Origin of the sequence: Pseudomonas sp. Irchel s3h14 (assembly GCF_900187425.1) — a bacterium.
Lineage (GTDB): Bacteria > Pseudomonadota > Gammaproteobacteria > Pseudomonadales > Pseudomonadaceae > Aquipseudomonas.
In genome coordinates, this window is sequence record NZ_FYDJ01000005.1 from 105,231 (window position 1) to 122,576 (window position 17,346).

The window sequence follows — 17,346 nt, forward strand, 5'->3', positions numbered from 1 at the left end:
CAGCGGGCCCGAGAGATTACAGATTCCGCAGCGCGGCGACTACTGCGTCGCCCATTTCCTGCGTACCGACTTTAGTGCAACCGGCCGACCAGATGTCGCCAGTGCGCAGGCCTTGGTCCAATACCAGACTGACGGCCTTCTCGATCGCATCGGCCGCATCCTGCAGATTGAAGCTGTAACGCAGCATCATCGACACCGACAAAATGGTCGCCAACGGGTTGGCAATGCCCTTGCCAGCGATGTCCGGCGCCGAACCGTGGCACGGCTCGTACATGCCTTTGTTGTTGGTATCCAACGACGCCGACGGCAGCATGCCGATGGACCCGGTGAGCATCGACGCTTGGTCGGAAAGAATGTCGCCAAACAGGTTGTCAGTGACGATCACGTCGAATTGCTTCGGTGCACGCACCAGCTGCATGGCGGCGTTGTCGACGTACATGTGGCTCAGTTCGACTTCAGGGTAATCCTTGGCCACTTGTTCGACGATTTCACGCCACAGTTGACTGGAGGCCAATACGTTGGCCTTGTCCACCGAGCACAGCTTCTTGCCGCGCACCATGGCCATGTCGAAACCGACGCGGGCGATACGGCGGATTTCGCTTTCGCTGTACGGCAGCGTGTCGTAAGCCTGACGCTCGCCGTTTTCCAGGGTGCGGGTACCGCGTGGTGCGCCGAAGTAGATACCGCCGGTCAGTTCACGGACGATCAGGATATCCAGGCCAGAAACGATTTCAGGCTTCAGGCTCGAAGCCTCGGCCAGTTGCGGGTACAGGATCGCTGGACGCAGGTTGCCGAACAGGCCCAGTTGCGCACGAATCTTCAGCAGGCCGCGCTCAGGGCGGATATCACGCTCGATGGTGTCCCATTTCGGGCCGCCCACGGCGCCGAGCAGTACAGCGTCGGCCGCGCGTGCACGGTCCAGGGTTTCGTCAGCCAGCGGCACGCCGTGTTTGTCGATGGCAGCGCCACCGATCACGTCATGGCTCAGCTCGAAGCCCAGGCTGTACTTGGCGTTGGCCAGTTCCAGCACCTTGACCGCTTCGGCCATGATTTCCGGGCCAATACCGTCGCCTGGGAGAATCAGAATCTGCTTGCTCATGCTTTCCTCATGTCATCAGTCGGTGCGCCCGTGGGTCACGGGTTAGCCGGGAAAAATTCTATCGCTCAGCGCTTATCGTTCAGCCATCAGCACCAGCACATCGGTACTGAACGAACCATCGGCCTCAATCTCAAAATATTCGCGTACTTCATTACCCATCGATTGCTGCAACTCGAGGATTGCCGCGCGCATCACCTCTGGTGTGCGCATGCGCTCGACCCAGGAGGTGTACTCCAGTCGCAGCCGTTGACGGGTGGTGCTACGGGTATGCAACCCCGCTTCGCTGACCTGACGCAACCACTCGCCGGCGGAATAATCGCGCACATGGCTGGTGTCGCGCAGCACTTCGACGCTTTGCAGGTAAGTGTCGAACAACGGACTGCCCGGTGACAACACGTCGATGAACGCTGCCACGCCGCCCGGCTTCAGCACCCGGCGAACCTCTCGCAGGGCCAGGCCAAGATCGCTCCAATGGTGCGCCGAATAACGGCTGAAGACGAAATCGAATTCGCCATCGGCGAATGGCAGACGCTCGGCGGCGCCCAGCACGGTAGACACGTTGGTCAGACCGCGATCGACGGCGGCACCGGCCACCACGTCGAGCATCTGCTGCGACAGGTCGTAGGCCACCACTTCTTTCACCAGCGAGGCCACGTGAAAACTCACGTGACCGGCGCCGCAGCCCAGATCCAGCACTCGAGCATCGCCCTGCCCTGCCAGTTCAGCCTGTAGCAGCGCAAATTCGGTGCCTTGAGCGTGTACGGCGCTGCTCAGATAGGCCGAGGCTTGCTCACCGAATTGCTTTTGTACAACTTGGCTGTGGGCGGTGCTAGTCATCGTAATGTCCTGATATTTTTGTTGTCTGGGGTGCCGCCATCGCGAGCAAGCTCGGCTCCTACACGGGATCTGTGGCGCTCACATAACCTGTGGGAGCCGAGCTTGCTCCGGGCGGCGTTCCGACGATGGGGCCGCAACTGCCTACAACAATCTCGGATCAATCAAACGTCGCGGAACAACCAAGGCTGGCTCACACGGTGTTTGGCTTCAAACGCCGCAATCGCTTCGTGGTCCTGCAAGGTCAGGCCGATGTCGTCCAAGCCGTTGACCAGGCAATGCTTGCGGAACTCGTCAAGTTCAAAGCTGTAGACCTTGCCGTCAGGTCGGGTCACGGTCTGGGCTTGCAGATCAACCGTCAACTCGTAACCCGGATTGGCTTCAACCTGCAGGAACAACTCATCAACCTCAGCGTCGCTCAAGATGATCGGCAGCAAGCCGTTCTTGAAGCTGTTGTTGTAGAAGATGTCGGCGTAGCTCGGCGCGATGATGCTGCGAAAACCGTACTCTTCCAGCGCCCATGGCGCGTGTTCACGGCTGGAGCCGCAACCGAAGTTCTCGCGGGCCAGCAGCACGCTGGCGCCTTGATAACGCTCGGCGTTGAGCACGAAATCCTTGTTCAGCGGACGCTTGGAGTTGTCCTGGTAGGCATAGCCCACGTCCAGGTAACGCCATTCGTCGAACAGGTTCGGACCAAAACCGGTGCGCTTGATCGACTTCAAGAACTGCTTCGGAATGATCTGGTCGGTGTCGACGTTGGCACGGTCCAATGGCGCGACCAAACCGGTGTGTTGGGTAAAAGCTCTCATGTGCGGTTCCTCAGATCAGTTCGCGAACGTCGATGAAACGACCGTGGACGGCAGCCGCCGCGGCCATGGCCGGGCTGACCAGGTGCGTACGGCCACCGGCGCCCTGACGCCCTTCGAAGTTGCGGTTGGAGGTCGAGGCGCAATGCTCGCCCGACTCCAAACGGTCCGGGTTCATCGCCAGGCACATCGAGCAACCCGGTTCACGCCACTCGAAACCGGCTTCGAGGAAAATTTTGTCCAGGCCTTCGGCCTCGGCTTGCGCCTTCACCAGGCCCGAGCCCGGCACCACTATGGCTTGCTTGATGGTCGAAGCGACTTTACGGCCCTTGGCGATCACCGCCGCAGCGCGCAAGTCTTCGATCCGCGAGTTGGTGCAGGAACCAATGAATACGCGGTCCAGTTGAATGTCGGTGATCGCCTGATTGGCGCTCAAACCCATGTATTTCAAGGCGCGTTCGATGGAACCGCGTTTGACCAGGTCCATTTCCTTCGCCGGGTCCGGCACGTTCTGATCAACCGCCAGGACCATCTCGGGCGAAGTGCCCCAGCTGACTTGAGGTTTGATCTGAGTAGCGTCGAGCTCGACCACGGTGTCGAACACCGCATCGGCGTCGGACACCAGGTCTTTCCAGGCTTCGACCGCCATGTCCCATTCCGCGCCTTTCGGGGCAAATGGACGGCCCTTGACGTAAGCCACGGTTTTTTCGTCGGCAGCCACCAGGCCAACACGAGCGCCGGCTTCAATGGACATGTTGCAGATGGTCATGCGGCCTTCGACGGACAAATCGCGAATGGCACTGCCGGCGAACTCGATGGCGTGGCCGTTACCGCCGGCGGTGCCGATCTTGCCGATGACGGCGAGCACGATGTCCTTGGCGGTCACGCCGAACGGCAATTTGCCCTCGACCGACACCAGCATGTTTTTCATTTTCTTGGCGACCAGGCACTGCGTGGCGAACACATGCTCGACCTCGGAAGTCCCGATGCCGTGGGCCAATGCGCCAAACGCGCCGTGAGTCGAGGTGTGCGAGTCGCCGCAGACCACGGTCATGCCCGGCAAGGTGGCACCCTGCTCCGGACCGATCACGTGAACGATGCCCTGACGCACGTCATTCATTTTGAATTCGGTGATGCCATATTCGTCGCAGTAGTCATCGAGGGTCTGAACCTGCAGACGCGAGACCTGATCGGTAATCGCTTCGATGCCGCCCTTGCGATCAGGAGTGGTCGGTACGTTGTGGTCCGGGGTGGCGATGATCGAGTCGACGCGCCAAGGCTTGCGCCCGGCCAGTCGCAGGCCTTCGAAAGCTTGGGGCGAAGTCACTTCATGGATGATGTGGCGGTCGATATAGATCAGCGACGACCCATCGTCGCGCCGTTTCACTTCATGGGAATCCCAAAGCTTGTCGTAAAGCGTTTTGCCGGCCATCAGACGGTCCTCATCAGCGTGTTTCTATGCCGTGGATTTTGAAAAACTCAATAACCCCTTGGCTTGTGAGGTCGATCCTAGGGGGTTACATTAAATAACTCAAATTCATATTTTTCATGCTTTGGATAACCAACTGGAATACTGCAATGGACCTCGCCAACCTCAATGCTTTTATCGCGATTGCCGAGACTGGGAGCTTCTCCGGCGCTGGCGAACGACTGCACCTGACGCAACCGGCCATCAGCAAGCGCATTGCCGGGCTGGAGCAGCAATTGAAGGTGCGCCTGTTCGATCGCCTGGGCCGTGAAGTCAGCCTGACCGAGGCCGGACGCGCCTTGCTGCCGCGGGCCTATCAGATTCTGAATGTGCTGGATGACACTCGCCGCGCCCTGACGAACCTGACCGGTGAAGTGACGGGTCGCCTGACCCTGGCCACCAGTCACCACATCGGCCTGCACCGCTTACCCCCCTTATTAAGGGAGTTCACCCGACGTTACCCGCAAGTGGCGCTGGATATTCAGTTCCTTGATTCGGAAGTGGCCTACGAAGAAATCCTCCATGGCCGCGCTGAACTGGCGGTCATCACCCTGGCGCCGGAGCCCCACGCACTGGTCAAGGCCACGCCGGTGTGGGACGACCCGCTGGACTTCGTGGTCGCCCCGGAGCACTCGCTGATCAGCCACGGCCCGGTCAGCCTGGCGGACATTGCCCTGCACCCGGCGGTATTCCCCGGCGGCAACACCTTTACTCACCACATCGTCCGGCGCCTGTTCGAAGCTCAAGGCCTGACGCCAAACATCGCCATGAGCACGAATTATCTGGAAACCATCAAGATGATGGTCTCGATCGGCCTGGCCTGGAGCGTGTTGCCGCGCACCATGCTTGATGATCAGGTTGCGCGAATACCTTTACCAGGCATACAACTCACTCGCCAGCTAGGCTATATCCTGCACACAGAGCGGACGCTGTCGAATGCGGCACGGGCCTTCATGGCTTTACTGGATGCACAAATCGATCTGCCAGGGACTCTCGGCTAAGCTGTGCTACGTCTATAGAGCTCGAGTCACTGAACCTGACACCCCACTCAGCCAAGGCTTGCCAATGCCGAAATCTGTTGACCGTATTCCGCCGATGCCGCGTATACAGGCGCTGGACCCAAAACGGTCCGAGCAGAGCTGGGAAAGCGCCCCACAATTGCTGGCCGCCCTCAACGGTGCACGTTTGGGCGCCTGGTACTGGGACATCGAACGTGGGCAGATCAGCTGGTCACGGGGTACCCAGGCGCTGTTCGGCTTCGATCCCCGGCAACCGCTGCCGGCGGATCTGGAATACCTCGACTTGCTGCCGCCAGAGGATCGGGCGAAAACCATTCGCGCCTTCGACGCAGTGATCGCCGGCGCCCCGCTGGAACAGGCGATGCATCACCGAATCCGCTGGCCCGACGGCAGCCTGCACTGGCTGGAGATCAACGGCAGCCTGCTGCCGGACAAACACGGCCGGCCACGCATGATTGGCGTCATCCGTGAAATCACCCACCAGCGCCAGCGCGAACAGGCGTTGAGCAGCTCGGAAAAACGCTTCGCCACGCTGTTCCACCTGTGTCCGAACATGGTGCTGCTGACTCGCCAGGAAGACGGCCTGATCAGCGAAGCCAACCAGTATTTCGAAAGCCTGTTTGGCTGGCCAGTACAGAACGCTATCGGTCGCACCACCCTGGAACTGGGCCTCTGGGTGTATCCGGAGCAACGGGCGCAACTCGTCAAAGCCACCAAAGCCAAGGGCGAACTGATCAACATGGAGGTGCAATTTCGTGCCAGCAACGGCCAGATCCACGACGGCATCCTCAGCGCGCAAAAGGTCGAGCTCGAGGGCCAGCCGTATCTGCTGAGTACATTCCTTGACACCACCGAACGCAAAGCCGCCGAACATGCCCTGAAAGATAGCCAGGAGCGCCTCGACCTGGCACTGGACTCAGCGCAACTCGGCACCTGGGACTGGCACATTCCCAGTGGCATGCTGTACGGCTCGGCACGCGCCGCCCAGTTGCACGGACTGGACCCCATACCTTTCCATGAATCCTTCGACGATTTTTTTGAAGGCGTGCCTGGCGAAGAGCGCGATACCATGCGCGACGCCTATCGCAGCCTGCGAGAAGGTCCTGCCGGCAATTATCAACTGACCTACCGCGTGCAAATGCCGGACGGTAGCTCACGCTACCTGGAAAGCCGCGCCCGACTCTATCGCGATGAAAACGGTGTCCCGCTGCGCATGGCCGGTACCCTGCTCGACATTACCGATCAGGTGGAGCGTGAGCAGCTGCTGGTAGCGTCCGAAGAGAAGTTCGCCACCCTGTTCCAGGTCAGCCCGGACCCAATTTGCGTGACCCGTCAGGACACCGGCCAATTCATTGAGATCAACTCCAGCTTCACCCAGACCTTCGGCTGGAGCGCCGCCGATGTGATTGGCCGCGGCGCCGACGAAATCGGTCTCTGGGACGCCTCGGCGCAAAGCCTGCGACGCATCGAGCAGGTCATCCGCGAACAGGGTCTGAACAACGTGGCGATCCTCGTTCAGCACAAAGACGGGCAAGCCCTGACCTGCGTGATTTCCAGCCGCCAGATCAGCGTCGGCGACCAGCCGTGCATCGTCACTACCCTGCGCGATATCACTCAGCAGCAACGCTCGGAAGCCGCGCTCAAGGCCAGCGAAGAGAAGTTCGCCAAGGCCTTCCACTCCAGCCCCGACGCCATCACCATCACCGAGCGCGACACCGGGCGTTATCTGGAGGTTAACGATGGCTTCTGCCGCCTGACCGGCTACCGCGCCGATGAAGTGGTCGGTCGCACGGTGTATCAGGTCGGCATCTGGGCCGAGGAAAAACAACGTTCGGCACTGCTAGCCGAACTCCAGATCAAGGGCCGGGTACTTCATCAGGAAATGCTCGGACGCAATAAACGCGGCGAGTTGCTGACCGTCGAAGTCTCGATAGAACCGATCACCCTCAACGAAACCGCCTGCCTGCTGCTGACCGCGCGGGACGTCAGCCTGCTGAAAAACGCCGAAGCGCAGATCCGTCACCTGGCCTACCACGACCCGCTGACCAACCTGCCCAACCGCGCCCTGCTGATGGATCGCCTGAGTCAGCAGATTGCCCTGCTCAAGCGCCACAACCTGCGTGGCGCCCTGATGTTTCTCGACCTTGATCACTTCAAGCACATCAATGATTCGCTCGGTCATCCGGTGGGCGATACCGTGCTGAAAATCATCACTGCGCGCCTCGAAGCCAGCGTGCGCATGGAAGACACTGTCGCGCGTTTGGGCGGTGACGAATTCGTGGTGCTGCTCAGCGGGCTCGAAGGCTCGCGCAACGACGTCAGCGAGCAAGTCCTGCAACTGGCGGACACCTTGCGTGAACTGCTGTCGGAGCCGATGTTCCTCGACGGACAACGTCTGCAAGTAACCCCGAGCATCGGTATCGCGCTGATTCCCGATCACGGCTCGACCCCGACCGACCTGCTCAAACGCGCCGACATCGCCCTCTACCGGGCCAAGGATTCGGGCCGCAACACCGCGCAGATGTACCACAACACCATGCAGAAGGCGGCGAGCGAACGCTTGCGCATGGAAACCGACCTGCGCCTGGCCCTTTCCCGGGGTGAGTTCCGCGTGCACTACCAGCCTCAGGTGGACGCCCGGAACGACCGCATCGTCGGCGCCGAGGCGCTGGTGCGCTGGAACCATCCGGACCTCGGCGCGCAATCGCCCACCGAGTTCATCAAGGTACTGGAGGACAGCGGCCTGATTCTGGAAGTCGGCACATGGATCATCGATGAAGCTTGCGCCGCCTTCAAACAACTGATCGCCAAGGGCCTGGTCGATCCGCTGGACTTCAGTCTGTGCGTCAACATCAGCCCGCGGCAATTTCGTCAGAATGACTTTGTCGAACGCATCGAACACAGCCTCGCCAGCTACGGTCTGCCCTGCTCGCTGCTGAAACTGGAAATCACCGAAGGCATCGTGATCCAGAACCTGGAAGACACCATCAACAAAATGCGTAGCCTGAAAAAACTCGGCGTGAGTTTTGCCATGGACGACTTCGGCACCGGTTATTCCTCGCTGACCTACCTCAAGCGCCTGCCGGTCGACACCCTGAAAATCGACCAATCGTTTATCCGCGACGCCACCACCGACCCCAACGACGCCGAGATCATCCGCGCCATCGTTGCCATGGCCCGCAGCCTGGAATTGAAAGTGATTGCCGAAGGGGTAGAGACGCCGGAGCAGCTGGAATTCTTGCAGGGACTGGGCTGCCATTTTTATCAGGGGTATTTGCACAGCCCGCCGCTGCCGGTGGAGGACTTCCAAAAGCTCCTCAAATAACGCCGAAGCGCATGAAACTCTTGTAGCAGCTGCCGAGCAGCGCGAGGCTGCGTCCGGCTGCGAAGCAGTCGTGGATTCAGACGACGCGGTGTTTCAGTTAAAACTCGCTTGCAGGTTTTACGACTGCTTCGCAGCCGGACGCAGCCTCGCGCTGCTCGGCAGCTGCTACGGAACGTGCGTTAAGTTCGAGATGACACGGACACAAAAAAGGGCGCCAGTGGCGCCCTTTTCATTGCTCTGCCTTAGTGCTGCAGCGCTGGCTTTTGCGTCCCGTTGATCGGGATGCGTTTGGCTTTCGCCCCTTCCGGAATCACCCGCAACAGGTCGATGCTCAACAAACCGTTGCTCAGGCCGGAGGCCTTGAAGATTATTTACCGATTTTTTCAGGCTGCTTCGGACACCTGAAGACCCAGTAAACGCGAGACCTGATCCAGTTCGGTCTCACGACGCAACACGGTGAACAGCTCGACTGCTTCGGGATAATTGCGGGTCAGCATTGCCAGCCACTGCTTCAAGCGGCCCGGCGATTGGCGTGCCGTCATCTGCGCCTTGGCTTGCAGCCAGAAGTCCTGAATCAGCGGCAACAGCTCGGCCCAGGTCATCTCAACGACGTCCTCACCGGCCCGCGCCATTGCGATTTGGCGTGCCAGGTCCGGGCGCGACACCAGGCCGCGACCGAGCATGATGTCCTCGACGCCGCTGATTTCGCGGCAACGACGCCAGTCTTCGACGCTCCAGATGTCGCCATTGGCGAACACTGGAACCTTGACCACATCCTGCACCCGGGGGATCCATTCCCAATGGGCTGGCGGCTTGTAGCCGTCAGTTTTGGTCCGCGCATGAACCACGATGTGCGCCGCGCCACCTTCGGCCAGGGCCGTGGCACACACCAGCGCACCGTCCGGGCTGTCAAAACCGAGGCGCATCTTGGCAGTCACTGGAATGTGCGCCGGAACGGCACGACGGACATGTTCGACGATCTGGTTCAGCAGTTCAGGCTCTTTGAGCAGCACCGCACCGCCACGGGACTTGTTCACGGTCTTGGCCGGGCAGCCGAAATTCAGGTCGATGACCTCGGAACCCAGTTCGCAGGCCAACGCGGCGTTTTCCGCCAGGCATACCGGATCGGAACCGAGCAGCTGTACCCGCAGCGGCACGCCGGATGCGGTGCGGGCGCCGGTCAACAGCTCCGGGCCGAACTTGTGGTAATAGGCAGGCGTAAGCAGTTGATCGTTGATCCGAATGAACTCGGTCACGCACCAATCGATACCGCCCACACGGGTCAGCACGTCCCGCAGGATGTTGTCGACCAACCCCTCCATGGGCGCCAAAGCAATTTGCATGAAAAACACACTCAACGAAAAACGTGCGGCAGTTTACTGGATTGCGCGGAAAATCTGCAGAACATCGCAGATTCCCCTGTGGGAGCGGGCTTGCTCGCGAAGGCGGCGGCACATCCAACATTGATGTGGCTGACATACCGCTTTCGCGAGCAAGCCCGCTCCCACATTTAGATATTGGTTGTATCCAACATCTGCAACGCCGGGCCGTAGCCTTCAATGAACTCGGCGGGCATGCGCTTGGGCTTGCCGGTCGACAGTTCGATGCAGACGAAGGTGGTTTGGGCTCGCAGCAACGTGGTGTTGTCGCTCGGGCGCTTCAACTGGAAGTGTCGGGTCATTTTCAGACGCTGGTCCCAATCGACGATCCAGGTCGCCAATTGCAACTCATCGCCTTCATAGGCGGCCGCCAGGTAATCGATCTCGTGCCGCACCACCGCCATCGCCCGATCCAGTCGACGATATTCGACCAGATCCAGGCCAAGGCGCTGGGAGTGGCGCCAGGCGCAGCGCTCGAGCCAGGTCACGTACACCGCGTTGTTCGCGTGACCCAGCCCATCGATGTCCTCTGCGCCGACTTCCAGATCAATGATAAATGGCGTTGCCCGATCCCAGCCCATGCCCCACTCCCGGTCAGAAAATTTTCACCGGGGCAGTGTAACGGATGCTCAGGCCGATTGGCGCGATTGCAGACTGCGACCGGCGAGCAACGAGAGGACGCCTTCGATCACCCGAGGGTCAGCCAGCACCCGTTGATGACCACCCGCTTCCAGGCGCAACAGACGGCTGTCGAACCAGGCCTCGTTGATCAGCTGCGATTCCTTGACCGGAACGTAGCAGTCATCTTCGGCGTGAACGATCAGGCCGGGCATGTCGAGCTGATAGTGCGCAACATCCAGCGCCGCAGCGCGCATGCCGACGTCTCTTTCGACCTGACGAATGAACGCCGAGCGGGCTTTCGGTGGCAGCCGCACATAGCGTGCGAAACCGCGCAACACACCGAGAATCCGTGCAGGGGCAGCGATAGTGACCAGGGTTTCGGTACGCAAGCCCAACTGAACGGCGAGCATGGCACTGGCGCCGCCCATGGAGTGGCCGATGACCGCCTGCAGCGGCGGCAACTCGGCAGCGGCTTCAAGCATGGCTCGGGCAAACAGCACGACGTTCGCTTCGTTGCCCGGCGAACGACCGTGAGCCGGGCCGTCCAGCGCAACCACGGTGTAACCGGCATCGACCAACGCAGTGATGAGGCTGGCAAACTGCGTCGGCCGGCCTTCCCAACCGTGCATCAACAACACCGCGGGACCTTGCCCCCAACGCAGCGCCGAGAGGCCGAAGCGCAGGGTGATTCGCTCGGACTTCGCCAGCAGCGGCAATTCCCAATCACGCGGCGGCAGTTCCCGCGGCGTCATGAATGCCAGTCGCATTTTGCTCGCGACCAGTTTCGGTGCGAACCAGCCCAAGGTGCCATTAACGCTACGAACCCACTTCAACGTGCTCATCGCTCTCACTCCTCAGGCTAATGCTTTTAGGTCACAGCACCGCAGACTTGGCGGCGCGCAGCAATCGATCGGACAATTCTCCTGGCCCCAACGCGCGAGCCAAAGCCAAACCACCGACCATCAAGGCCATGTCGGCCAAGGCTTTATCGGTGTCTTCCGGGCTGGCCGCCAACTGCGCGACCATCATTTCCACATGCTCATTCAACGCCACGCGAAACGCGTCCGGCAGGCGCCCAAGCTCACCGACAGAAGCCGGAATCGGGCAGGCTGACTCAGAGGAATCACGGTGTTTGCGTGACAGATAAAACGCAGCAACCAACGCGCGACGTTCTTCGCCGGTCAATTCGGCGTCCATGTCGGCGATCAAGCCACGGCGATGACCGAGCAGTTGCTTGAACGCTTCCAGCATCATCGCGTCCTTGCTTTCGAAGTGCGCATAGAAGCCGCCGACGGTCAGGCCGGCCGCGCCCATCACTTCGCCCACGCTCGGTTCGGCCGGGCCGCGCTGAATCAGCGCTGCGCTGGCAGCCTTGAGGATGCGTTCGCGGGTTTGAGCTTTTTTATCGTTCATCGTTGCCTCCGAATATTACGACTAGAATATTATTCTCATAATAATTTTACGCAAGTCGTGGATGTGACCGCTGGTCTGAAGAACAGTTTGAAAGAATTAGGGGATTTGGCCAAACGCCAGACAAACAAAAGGGCCATTCAATAATTGAATGACCCTTATAAAATCCCGCAGAGCGGGTAATCGTGGCGTCCCCTAGGGGACTCGAACCCCTGTTACCGCCGTGAAAGGGCGGTGTCCTAGGCCACTAGACGAAGGGGACGCAAAACCTTCTATACAACTGATCAGTGCTGAGAGCTGATCGATTCAAGGCCGGTGTGGCCAGACCTTGAACTGTAAAATTGGTGGAGCTTAGCGGGATCGAACCGCTGACCTCCTGCATGCCATGCAGGCGCTCTCCCAGCTGAGCTAAAGCCCCGGATTTTTCGCCTCGCGGCGGAGCGACATCTTGCAACATCGCTTCTGTAAAACTGGCGTCCCCTAGGGGACTCGAACCCCTGTTACCGCCGTGAAAGGGCGGTGTCCTAGGCCACTAGACGAAGGGGACGCAAACCCTTCTATACAACAGATCAACGCTGAGTGTTGATCGCTTCAAGGCCGGTGTGGCCAGACCTTGAAGTGTAAATTGGTGGAGCTAGACGGGATCGAACCGTCGACCTCTTGCATGCCATGCAAGCGCTCTCCCAGCTGAGCTATAGCCCCTCATCGCTGAGGACGGGGCGAATCTTAATGGCGCATCGGAAGGCTGTCAAACTTATTTTTAAAATATTTCAAAGTTTTTTGCCGACATAACAATCACTTACCGCCGAACCCCGTAAATCCGAGGCCATATCCGTCCCTGTAGCAGCTGCCGCAGGCTGCGTTCGAGTGCGCAGCACTCGCGATTCGGCCACCCTGCCCTTTCAGACAGAATGTGTAGCGGCCACAAAGGGCCGCTGCGCAGCCCAACGCAGCCTTCGGCAGCTGCTACACGGGAACGGAGTGGATCAGGCGATATTGCCCAAGAGTTTTTCCCACTCCTTGTTTTCCTTCTTCGACACGCCGCCCAGCAGGTCGATCGCCTGGCGCAGACGGAAACGGGTCAGGTCCGGGCCAAGGATTTCCATCGCATCGAGCACCGACACCGAACTGGCCTGGCCAGTGATCGCGGCAAACATCAGCGGCATGGCATCACGCAGCTTCAGTTCCAGGGATTCGACCACCGCTTGAATCGTTGCGGTGATGCTGTCTTTCTCCCACTGACGCAGGCTTTCCAGCTTCCACAAAATCAACTGCATCAACTGACGCACCTGATCGCCCGACAGCTTCTTGGATTCAAACAGCTTGGCGTCCGGGTTCACGCCACCGGCGAAGAAGAAACCGGCCAGCGGTGCAACCTGGCTGAAGGTTTCAACCCGACCCTGCACGTGCGGCGCGATCTTCATCATGTATTCCGGGTTCAACGCCCATGTTTGCAGGCGCGAAGCGAACTCTTCCACCGGCAGGTCACGCAGCCATTGGCCGTTGAGCCACGACAGCTTCTCGACATCAAAAATCGGCCCGCCGAGGGAGACGCGGCTCAGGTCGAAGTTATCGACCATTTCCTGCAGCGAGAACTTCTCGCGCTCGTCCGGCATCGACCAGCCCATGCGACCGAGGTAGTTGAGCATCGCTTCCGGCATGAAGCCCATGCGCTCGTAGAACGTCACCGAAGTCGGGTTCTTGCGTTTGGACAGCTTGCTCTTGTCCGGGTTACGCAGCAGCGGCATGTAGCACAGCTCTGGTTGCTCCCAGCCGAAGTATTCGTACAGCAGAATCAGTTTTGGCGCCGATGGCAGCCACTCTTCGCCGCGCAGAACGTGGGTGATGCCCATCAGGTGGTCATCGACGACGTTGGCCAGGAAGTACGTCGGCAGGCCGTCGGTCTTCATCAGCACTTGCATGTCCATGCGATCCCACGGGATCTCGACGTCGCCACGCAGCATGTCTGGAACGACGCAAACGCCTTCGCTCGGCACTTTCATGCGGATCACGTGCGGCTCGCCAGCAGCCAGACGGGCCGCGACTTCTTCCTTCGAAAGCAACAGCGCACGGCCGTCGTAACGCGGAGTTTCGCCGCGAGCCATTTGCTCGGCGCGCATCTGGTCCAGCTCTTCAGCGGTGCAGAAGCACGGGAAAGCATGACCCATTTCAACCAATTGCTGGCAGTACTTCTGATAGATGTCGCCACGCTCGCTCTGACGGTAAGGACCGTGCGGGCCGCCAACGTCCGGGCCTTCGCTCCAGTCGATACCCAACCAGCGCAGGGCGTCGAAAATCTGTTGTTCGGACTCGCGGGTCGAACGCAATTGGTCGGTGTCTTCGATCCGCAGGATGAACTCACCGCCGTGCTGCTTGGCAAAGCAGTAGTTGAACAAAGCGATGTAAGCGGTACCTACGTGGGGGTCCCCGGTAGGCGATGGCGCGATGCGAGTGCGGACGGTGGTCATGGCAAGTCTCGAAATGAAGATAAAACAAAGGGCGAATGGTAACAGGCGTTGCCCGCCCGGCTCCAGTGAGCAGGGCATTTAAGCCAAGGTTGCGTCTACAACGGGCTCTAGACTTGGTGAATGGCCGATTATCAGCCGATGGCATTTACCCATCATTCGCTGTATGCCAGATTTGACCACTGATAACTTTCCTTACAATTTCTCGACTACAGTCTGCCCCATGCCTGCCCAACTCAAGCGTCGCCTGTTTATTTTCCTGCTGCTCGTCCTGCTGATTGCCGGGGGCTTTTTCGCCCAGTGGTTCTTCAAGGGGCGATTCTATGAAAGCACCGACAACGCTTACGTCCAGGGCGAGATCACCCGTGTGTCGAGTCAACTGGGCGCGCGCATCGATCAAGTGCTGGTGCAGGACAACCAGCACGTCGAGAAAGGCCAGCTGCTGATCAAGCTCGAAGGCGACGACTTCCACCTCGCCGTCGACCGCGCCAACGCTACCCTCGCCACCCGTGAAGCCGAACGCCTGCAAGCCCGAAGCAAACTGACTCAGCAAGCCAGCCTGATCGCCGCCAGCGAGGCTCAAGTCGCGTCCAGCCAGGCGAGTCTCGGTCGTTCGCAGATCGACTTGTCTCGTGCGCAGACTCTGCGCAAACCCGGCTATGTCTCGGAAGAACGGGTGACTACCCTCTCCGCCGACAACCATATCGCCCGCTCGCAAGTGACCAAGGCCCAGGCGGACGCCCAAAGTCAGCGCCAACAAATCAACTCACTGAGCGCCGAGATCAAACGCCTCGACGCCATGATCGCCAACGCCAAAACCGATCTGGCCCAGGCCGAACTGAACCTGACCCGCAGCGAAATCCACGCGCCCATCAGCGGCCTGATCGGCCAGCGCGCTGCCCGCGAAGGACAATATGTGCAGGCAGGTGCTTATCTGATGTCGATCGTTCCGGATCAGGACATCTGGATTCAGGCCAACTTCAAGGAAACCCAGATTGGCCACATGCAGCCCGGCCAAAAAGCCGAACTGATCTTTGACGCCTACAGCGACATGCCAATCGATGCGCGAGTCGACAGCCTGTTTGCCGCTTCGGGCGCGCAGTTCAGCCTGTTGCCGCCGGACAATGCCACCGGCAACTTCACCAAAGTCGTACAACGGATTCCGGTAAAACTGACCTTCGCCGCGGACAATCCGCTGCAAGGCAAGATTCGTCCGGGCATGTCGGTCACCGCCAAAGTGAACATTAAAGACGCCCCTGACGATGACCGGTGATCAACTGATCCGCCCGGTCGGCGAGCCGACCCGGCGGGACTGGATCGCGGTCATGAGCGTGATGCTTGGCGCCTTCATGGCGGTGCTCGACATCCAGATCACCAACTCGTCGCTCAAGGATATTCAAGGCGCGCTGTCGGCCACCCTGGAAGAAGGCTCGTGGATTTCCACCTCGTACCTGGTGGCGGAAATCATCATGATTCCGCTGACGGCGTGGCTGGTGCAGTTACTCTCGGCGCGACGACTGGCGGTGTGGGTATCCCTCGGGTTTCTCGCCGCTTCCCTGCTCTGCTCCATGGCCTGGAGCCTGGAAAGCATGATCGTCTTCCGTGCCTTGCAGGGCTTCACCGGCGGCGCGCTGATCCCGCTGGCGTTCACCCTCACCCTGATCAAACTTCCCGAACATCACCGCGCCAAAGGCATGGCGATGTTCGCCATGACCGCAACATTCGCGCCGTCCATCGGCCCGACCCTAGGTGGCTGGCTGACCGAGAACTGGGGCTGGGAATACATCTTCTACATCAACATTCCGCCGGGCCTGATCATGATCGCCGGCCTGATGTACGGCCTGGAGAAGAAAGAAGCTCATTGGGAACTGCTGAAAAGCACCGACTACCTGGGCATTCTCACGCTGGGCGTCGGCCTCGGTTGTTTGCAGGTGTTTTTGGAGGAAGGCCATCGCAAGGACTGGCTGGAATCGAGCCTGATCGTGAGCCTGGGCAGCATTGCGCTGGTCAGCCTGATCACCTTTGTGATCGTGCAGACGTCCAAACCCAATCCGCTGATCAACCTCGGCATCCTGCGCAATCGCAACTTTGGTTTATCGAGTATTTCCAGTGTCGGGATGGGTGTCGGACTGTATGGCTCGATCTACCTGTTGCCGCTGTACCTGGCGCAGGTCCAGAACTACAACGCCTTGCAGATCGGCGAAGTGATCATGTGGATGGGTGTGCCGCAGCTGTTTCTGATTCCGCTGGTGCCGAAGCTGATGAAATACGTCTCGCCGAAATGGCTGTGCACGCTGGGTTTCGGGCTGTTTGGATTGGCGAGTTTTTCATCGGGGGTGTTGAACCCGGACTTCGCCGGGCCGCAGTTCAATCAGATCCAGATCATCCGCGCGCTGGGCCAGCCGCTGATCATGGTGACCATCTCGCTGATCGCCACGGCGTACATCCTGCCGCAGGATGCGGGGTCGGCATCGAGCCTGTTCAACATCCTGCGTAACCTCGGCGGCGCGATCGGCATCGCCCTCCTCGCCACGTTGCTGGATGCGCGAACCAAGACTTACTTTGATTATTTGCGTGAAGCGATTGTGCCGACCAACCCGCAGGTGGCCGAGCGCATGGCGTCGCTGACGGATCGGTTTGGCAGTGAGACGGCAGCGTTGGGCAAGCTCAGTGAAATTGCGCATCAGCAGGCGTCGATCATGGCTTACAACGATGCGTTTCACTTTGTCGGGATTGCGCTGGGGATCAGCATGATTGCGGTGTTGCTGACCAAGGCGTTGCCTGCGGGATTGAAGGCTGGCGAAGCACACTAGTTGAACATTGCAGTGCTCATTCGGACGCCTTCGCGAGCAAGCCCGCTCCCACATTTGAACGCGTCCGCCCGGACACCTCGATCTAATGTGGGAGCGGGCTTGCTCGC

General features: G+C 59.8%; 13 protein-coding genes, 4 tRNA genes and 1 pseudogene. 4 read left to right on the plus strand and 14 right to left on the minus strand.

The genetic code is table 11. The annotated features are described in order from the left end of the window. Positions 1–16: 16 nt before the first annotated feature. The 4 genes from leuB to leuC form a co-directional block, all read right to left on the minus strand. Entirely contained in the window at positions 17–1,099 is a 1,083-nt protein-coding gene (leuB, locus tag CKW16_RS11970) for a 3-isopropylmalate dehydrogenase (RefSeq protein ID WP_095128595.1), read from the minus strand. A 72-nt stretch (positions 1,100–1,171) separates the two neighbouring features. Beyond that, on the minus strand, positions 1,172–1,936 hold the full coding sequence (locus tag CKW16_RS11975) for a class I SAM-dependent methyltransferase (protein WP_095128596.1): 765 nt from the start codon (positions 1,934–1,936) through the stop codon (positions 1,172–1,174). Positions 1,937–2,097: 161 nt separating this feature from the next. Beyond that, positions 2,098–2,742, minus strand: coding sequence for a 3-isopropylmalate dehydratase small subunit (gene leuD / locus CKW16_RS11980; RefSeq protein WP_095128597.1), 645 nt, complete (start codon positions 2,740–2,742; stop codon positions 2,098–2,100). A gap of 10 nt (positions 2,743–2,752) precedes the next feature. Then, positions 2,753–4,171 (minus strand): 3-isopropylmalate dehydratase large subunit, encoded by a 1,419-nt coding sequence (gene leuC, locus CKW16_RS11985; protein ID WP_008151269.1) that lies wholly within the window; start codon positions 4,169–4,171, stop codon positions 2,753–2,755. Positions 4,172–4,317: 146 nt separating this feature from the next. On the opposite strand from leuC, the gene CKW16_RS11990 reads away from it, so the two are divergent. Next, entirely contained in the window at positions 4,318–5,208 is an 891-nt protein-coding gene (locus CKW16_RS11990) for a LysR family transcriptional regulator (RefSeq protein WP_008151271.1), read from the plus strand. Positions 5,209–5,272: 64 nt separating this feature from the next. Then, positions 5,273–8,551 carry an EAL domain-containing protein gene (locus tag CKW16_RS11995; protein WP_095128598.1) on the plus strand — a complete coding sequence of 1,093 codons (3,279 nt, stop codon included), beginning with the start codon at positions 5,273–5,275 and terminating at the stop codon, positions 8,549–8,551. Positions 8,552–8,793: 242 nt separating this feature from the next. Here CKW16_RS11995 and CKW16_RS12000 read toward each other — a convergent pair. The 10 genes and pseudogenes from CKW16_RS12000 to gltX form a co-directional block, all read right to left on the minus strand. Continuing rightward, positions 8,794–8,922, minus strand: a pseudogene (locus tag CKW16_RS12000) (heat-shock protein); the annotation flags it as partial. Between the two features lie 12 nt (positions 8,923–8,934). Further along, the gene (locus CKW16_RS12005; RefSeq protein ID WP_095128599.1) at positions 8,935–9,894 is read right to left on the minus strand and encodes a tRNA-dihydrouridine synthase; all 960 of its coding nucleotides are present in this window, start codon (positions 9,892–9,894) and stop codon (positions 8,935–8,937) included. A gap of 167 nt (positions 9,895–10,061) precedes the next feature. Continuing rightward, positions 10,062–10,511 (minus strand): thioesterase family protein, encoded by a 450-nt coding sequence (locus CKW16_RS12010; protein ID WP_095128600.1) that lies wholly within the window; start codon positions 10,509–10,511, stop codon positions 10,062–10,064. 48 nt (positions 10,512–10,559) lie between these two features. Beyond that, positions 10,560–11,393 (minus strand): alpha/beta fold hydrolase, encoded by an 834-nt coding sequence (locus CKW16_RS12015; protein WP_095128601.1) that lies wholly within the window; start codon positions 11,391–11,393, stop codon positions 10,560–10,562. A gap of 31 nt (positions 11,394–11,424) precedes the next feature. After that, positions 11,425–11,964, minus strand: a complete 540-nt coding sequence (locus CKW16_RS12020) for a TetR/AcrR family transcriptional regulator (protein WP_008028313.1) — start codon at positions 11,962–11,964, stop codon at positions 11,425–11,427. Positions 11,965–12,147: 183 nt separating this feature from the next. Continuing rightward, positions 12,148–12,223, minus strand: a tRNA-Glu gene (locus CKW16_RS12025). An 80-nt stretch (positions 12,224–12,303) separates the two neighbouring features. Beyond that, a tRNA-Ala gene (locus tag CKW16_RS12030) sits at positions 12,304–12,379 on the minus strand. A 53-nt stretch (positions 12,380–12,432) separates the two neighbouring features. Continuing rightward, positions 12,433–12,508, minus strand: a tRNA-Glu gene (locus tag CKW16_RS12035). A 79-nt stretch (positions 12,509–12,587) separates the two neighbouring features. Further along, positions 12,588–12,663 (minus strand) — tRNA-Ala (locus CKW16_RS12040). Positions 12,664–12,947: 284 nt separating this feature from the next. Beyond that, complete coding sequence (gene gltX, locus CKW16_RS12045; protein WP_095128602.1) at positions 12,948–14,429, minus strand: glutamate--tRNA ligase; 1,482 nt, start codon at positions 14,427–14,429, stop codon at positions 12,948–12,950. 220 nt (positions 14,430–14,649) lie between these two features. Here gltX and CKW16_RS12050 point away from each other — a divergent pair, with 220 nt between their 5' ends. Together CKW16_RS12050 and CKW16_RS12055 are read left to right on the plus strand one after the other, a co-directional pair. Next, on the plus strand, positions 14,650–15,699 hold the full coding sequence (locus tag CKW16_RS12050; protein WP_095128603.1) for an HlyD family secretion protein: 1,050 nt from the start codon (positions 14,650–14,652) through the stop codon (positions 15,697–15,699). Next, positions 15,689–17,239, plus strand: coding sequence for an MDR family MFS transporter (locus CKW16_RS12055; RefSeq protein WP_095128604.1), 1,551 nt, complete (start codon positions 15,689–15,691; stop codon positions 17,237–17,239). Before CKW16_RS12050 ends, CKW16_RS12055 begins: the two co-directional genes overlap by 11 nt. Positions 17,240–17,346 lie beyond the last annotated feature (107 nt).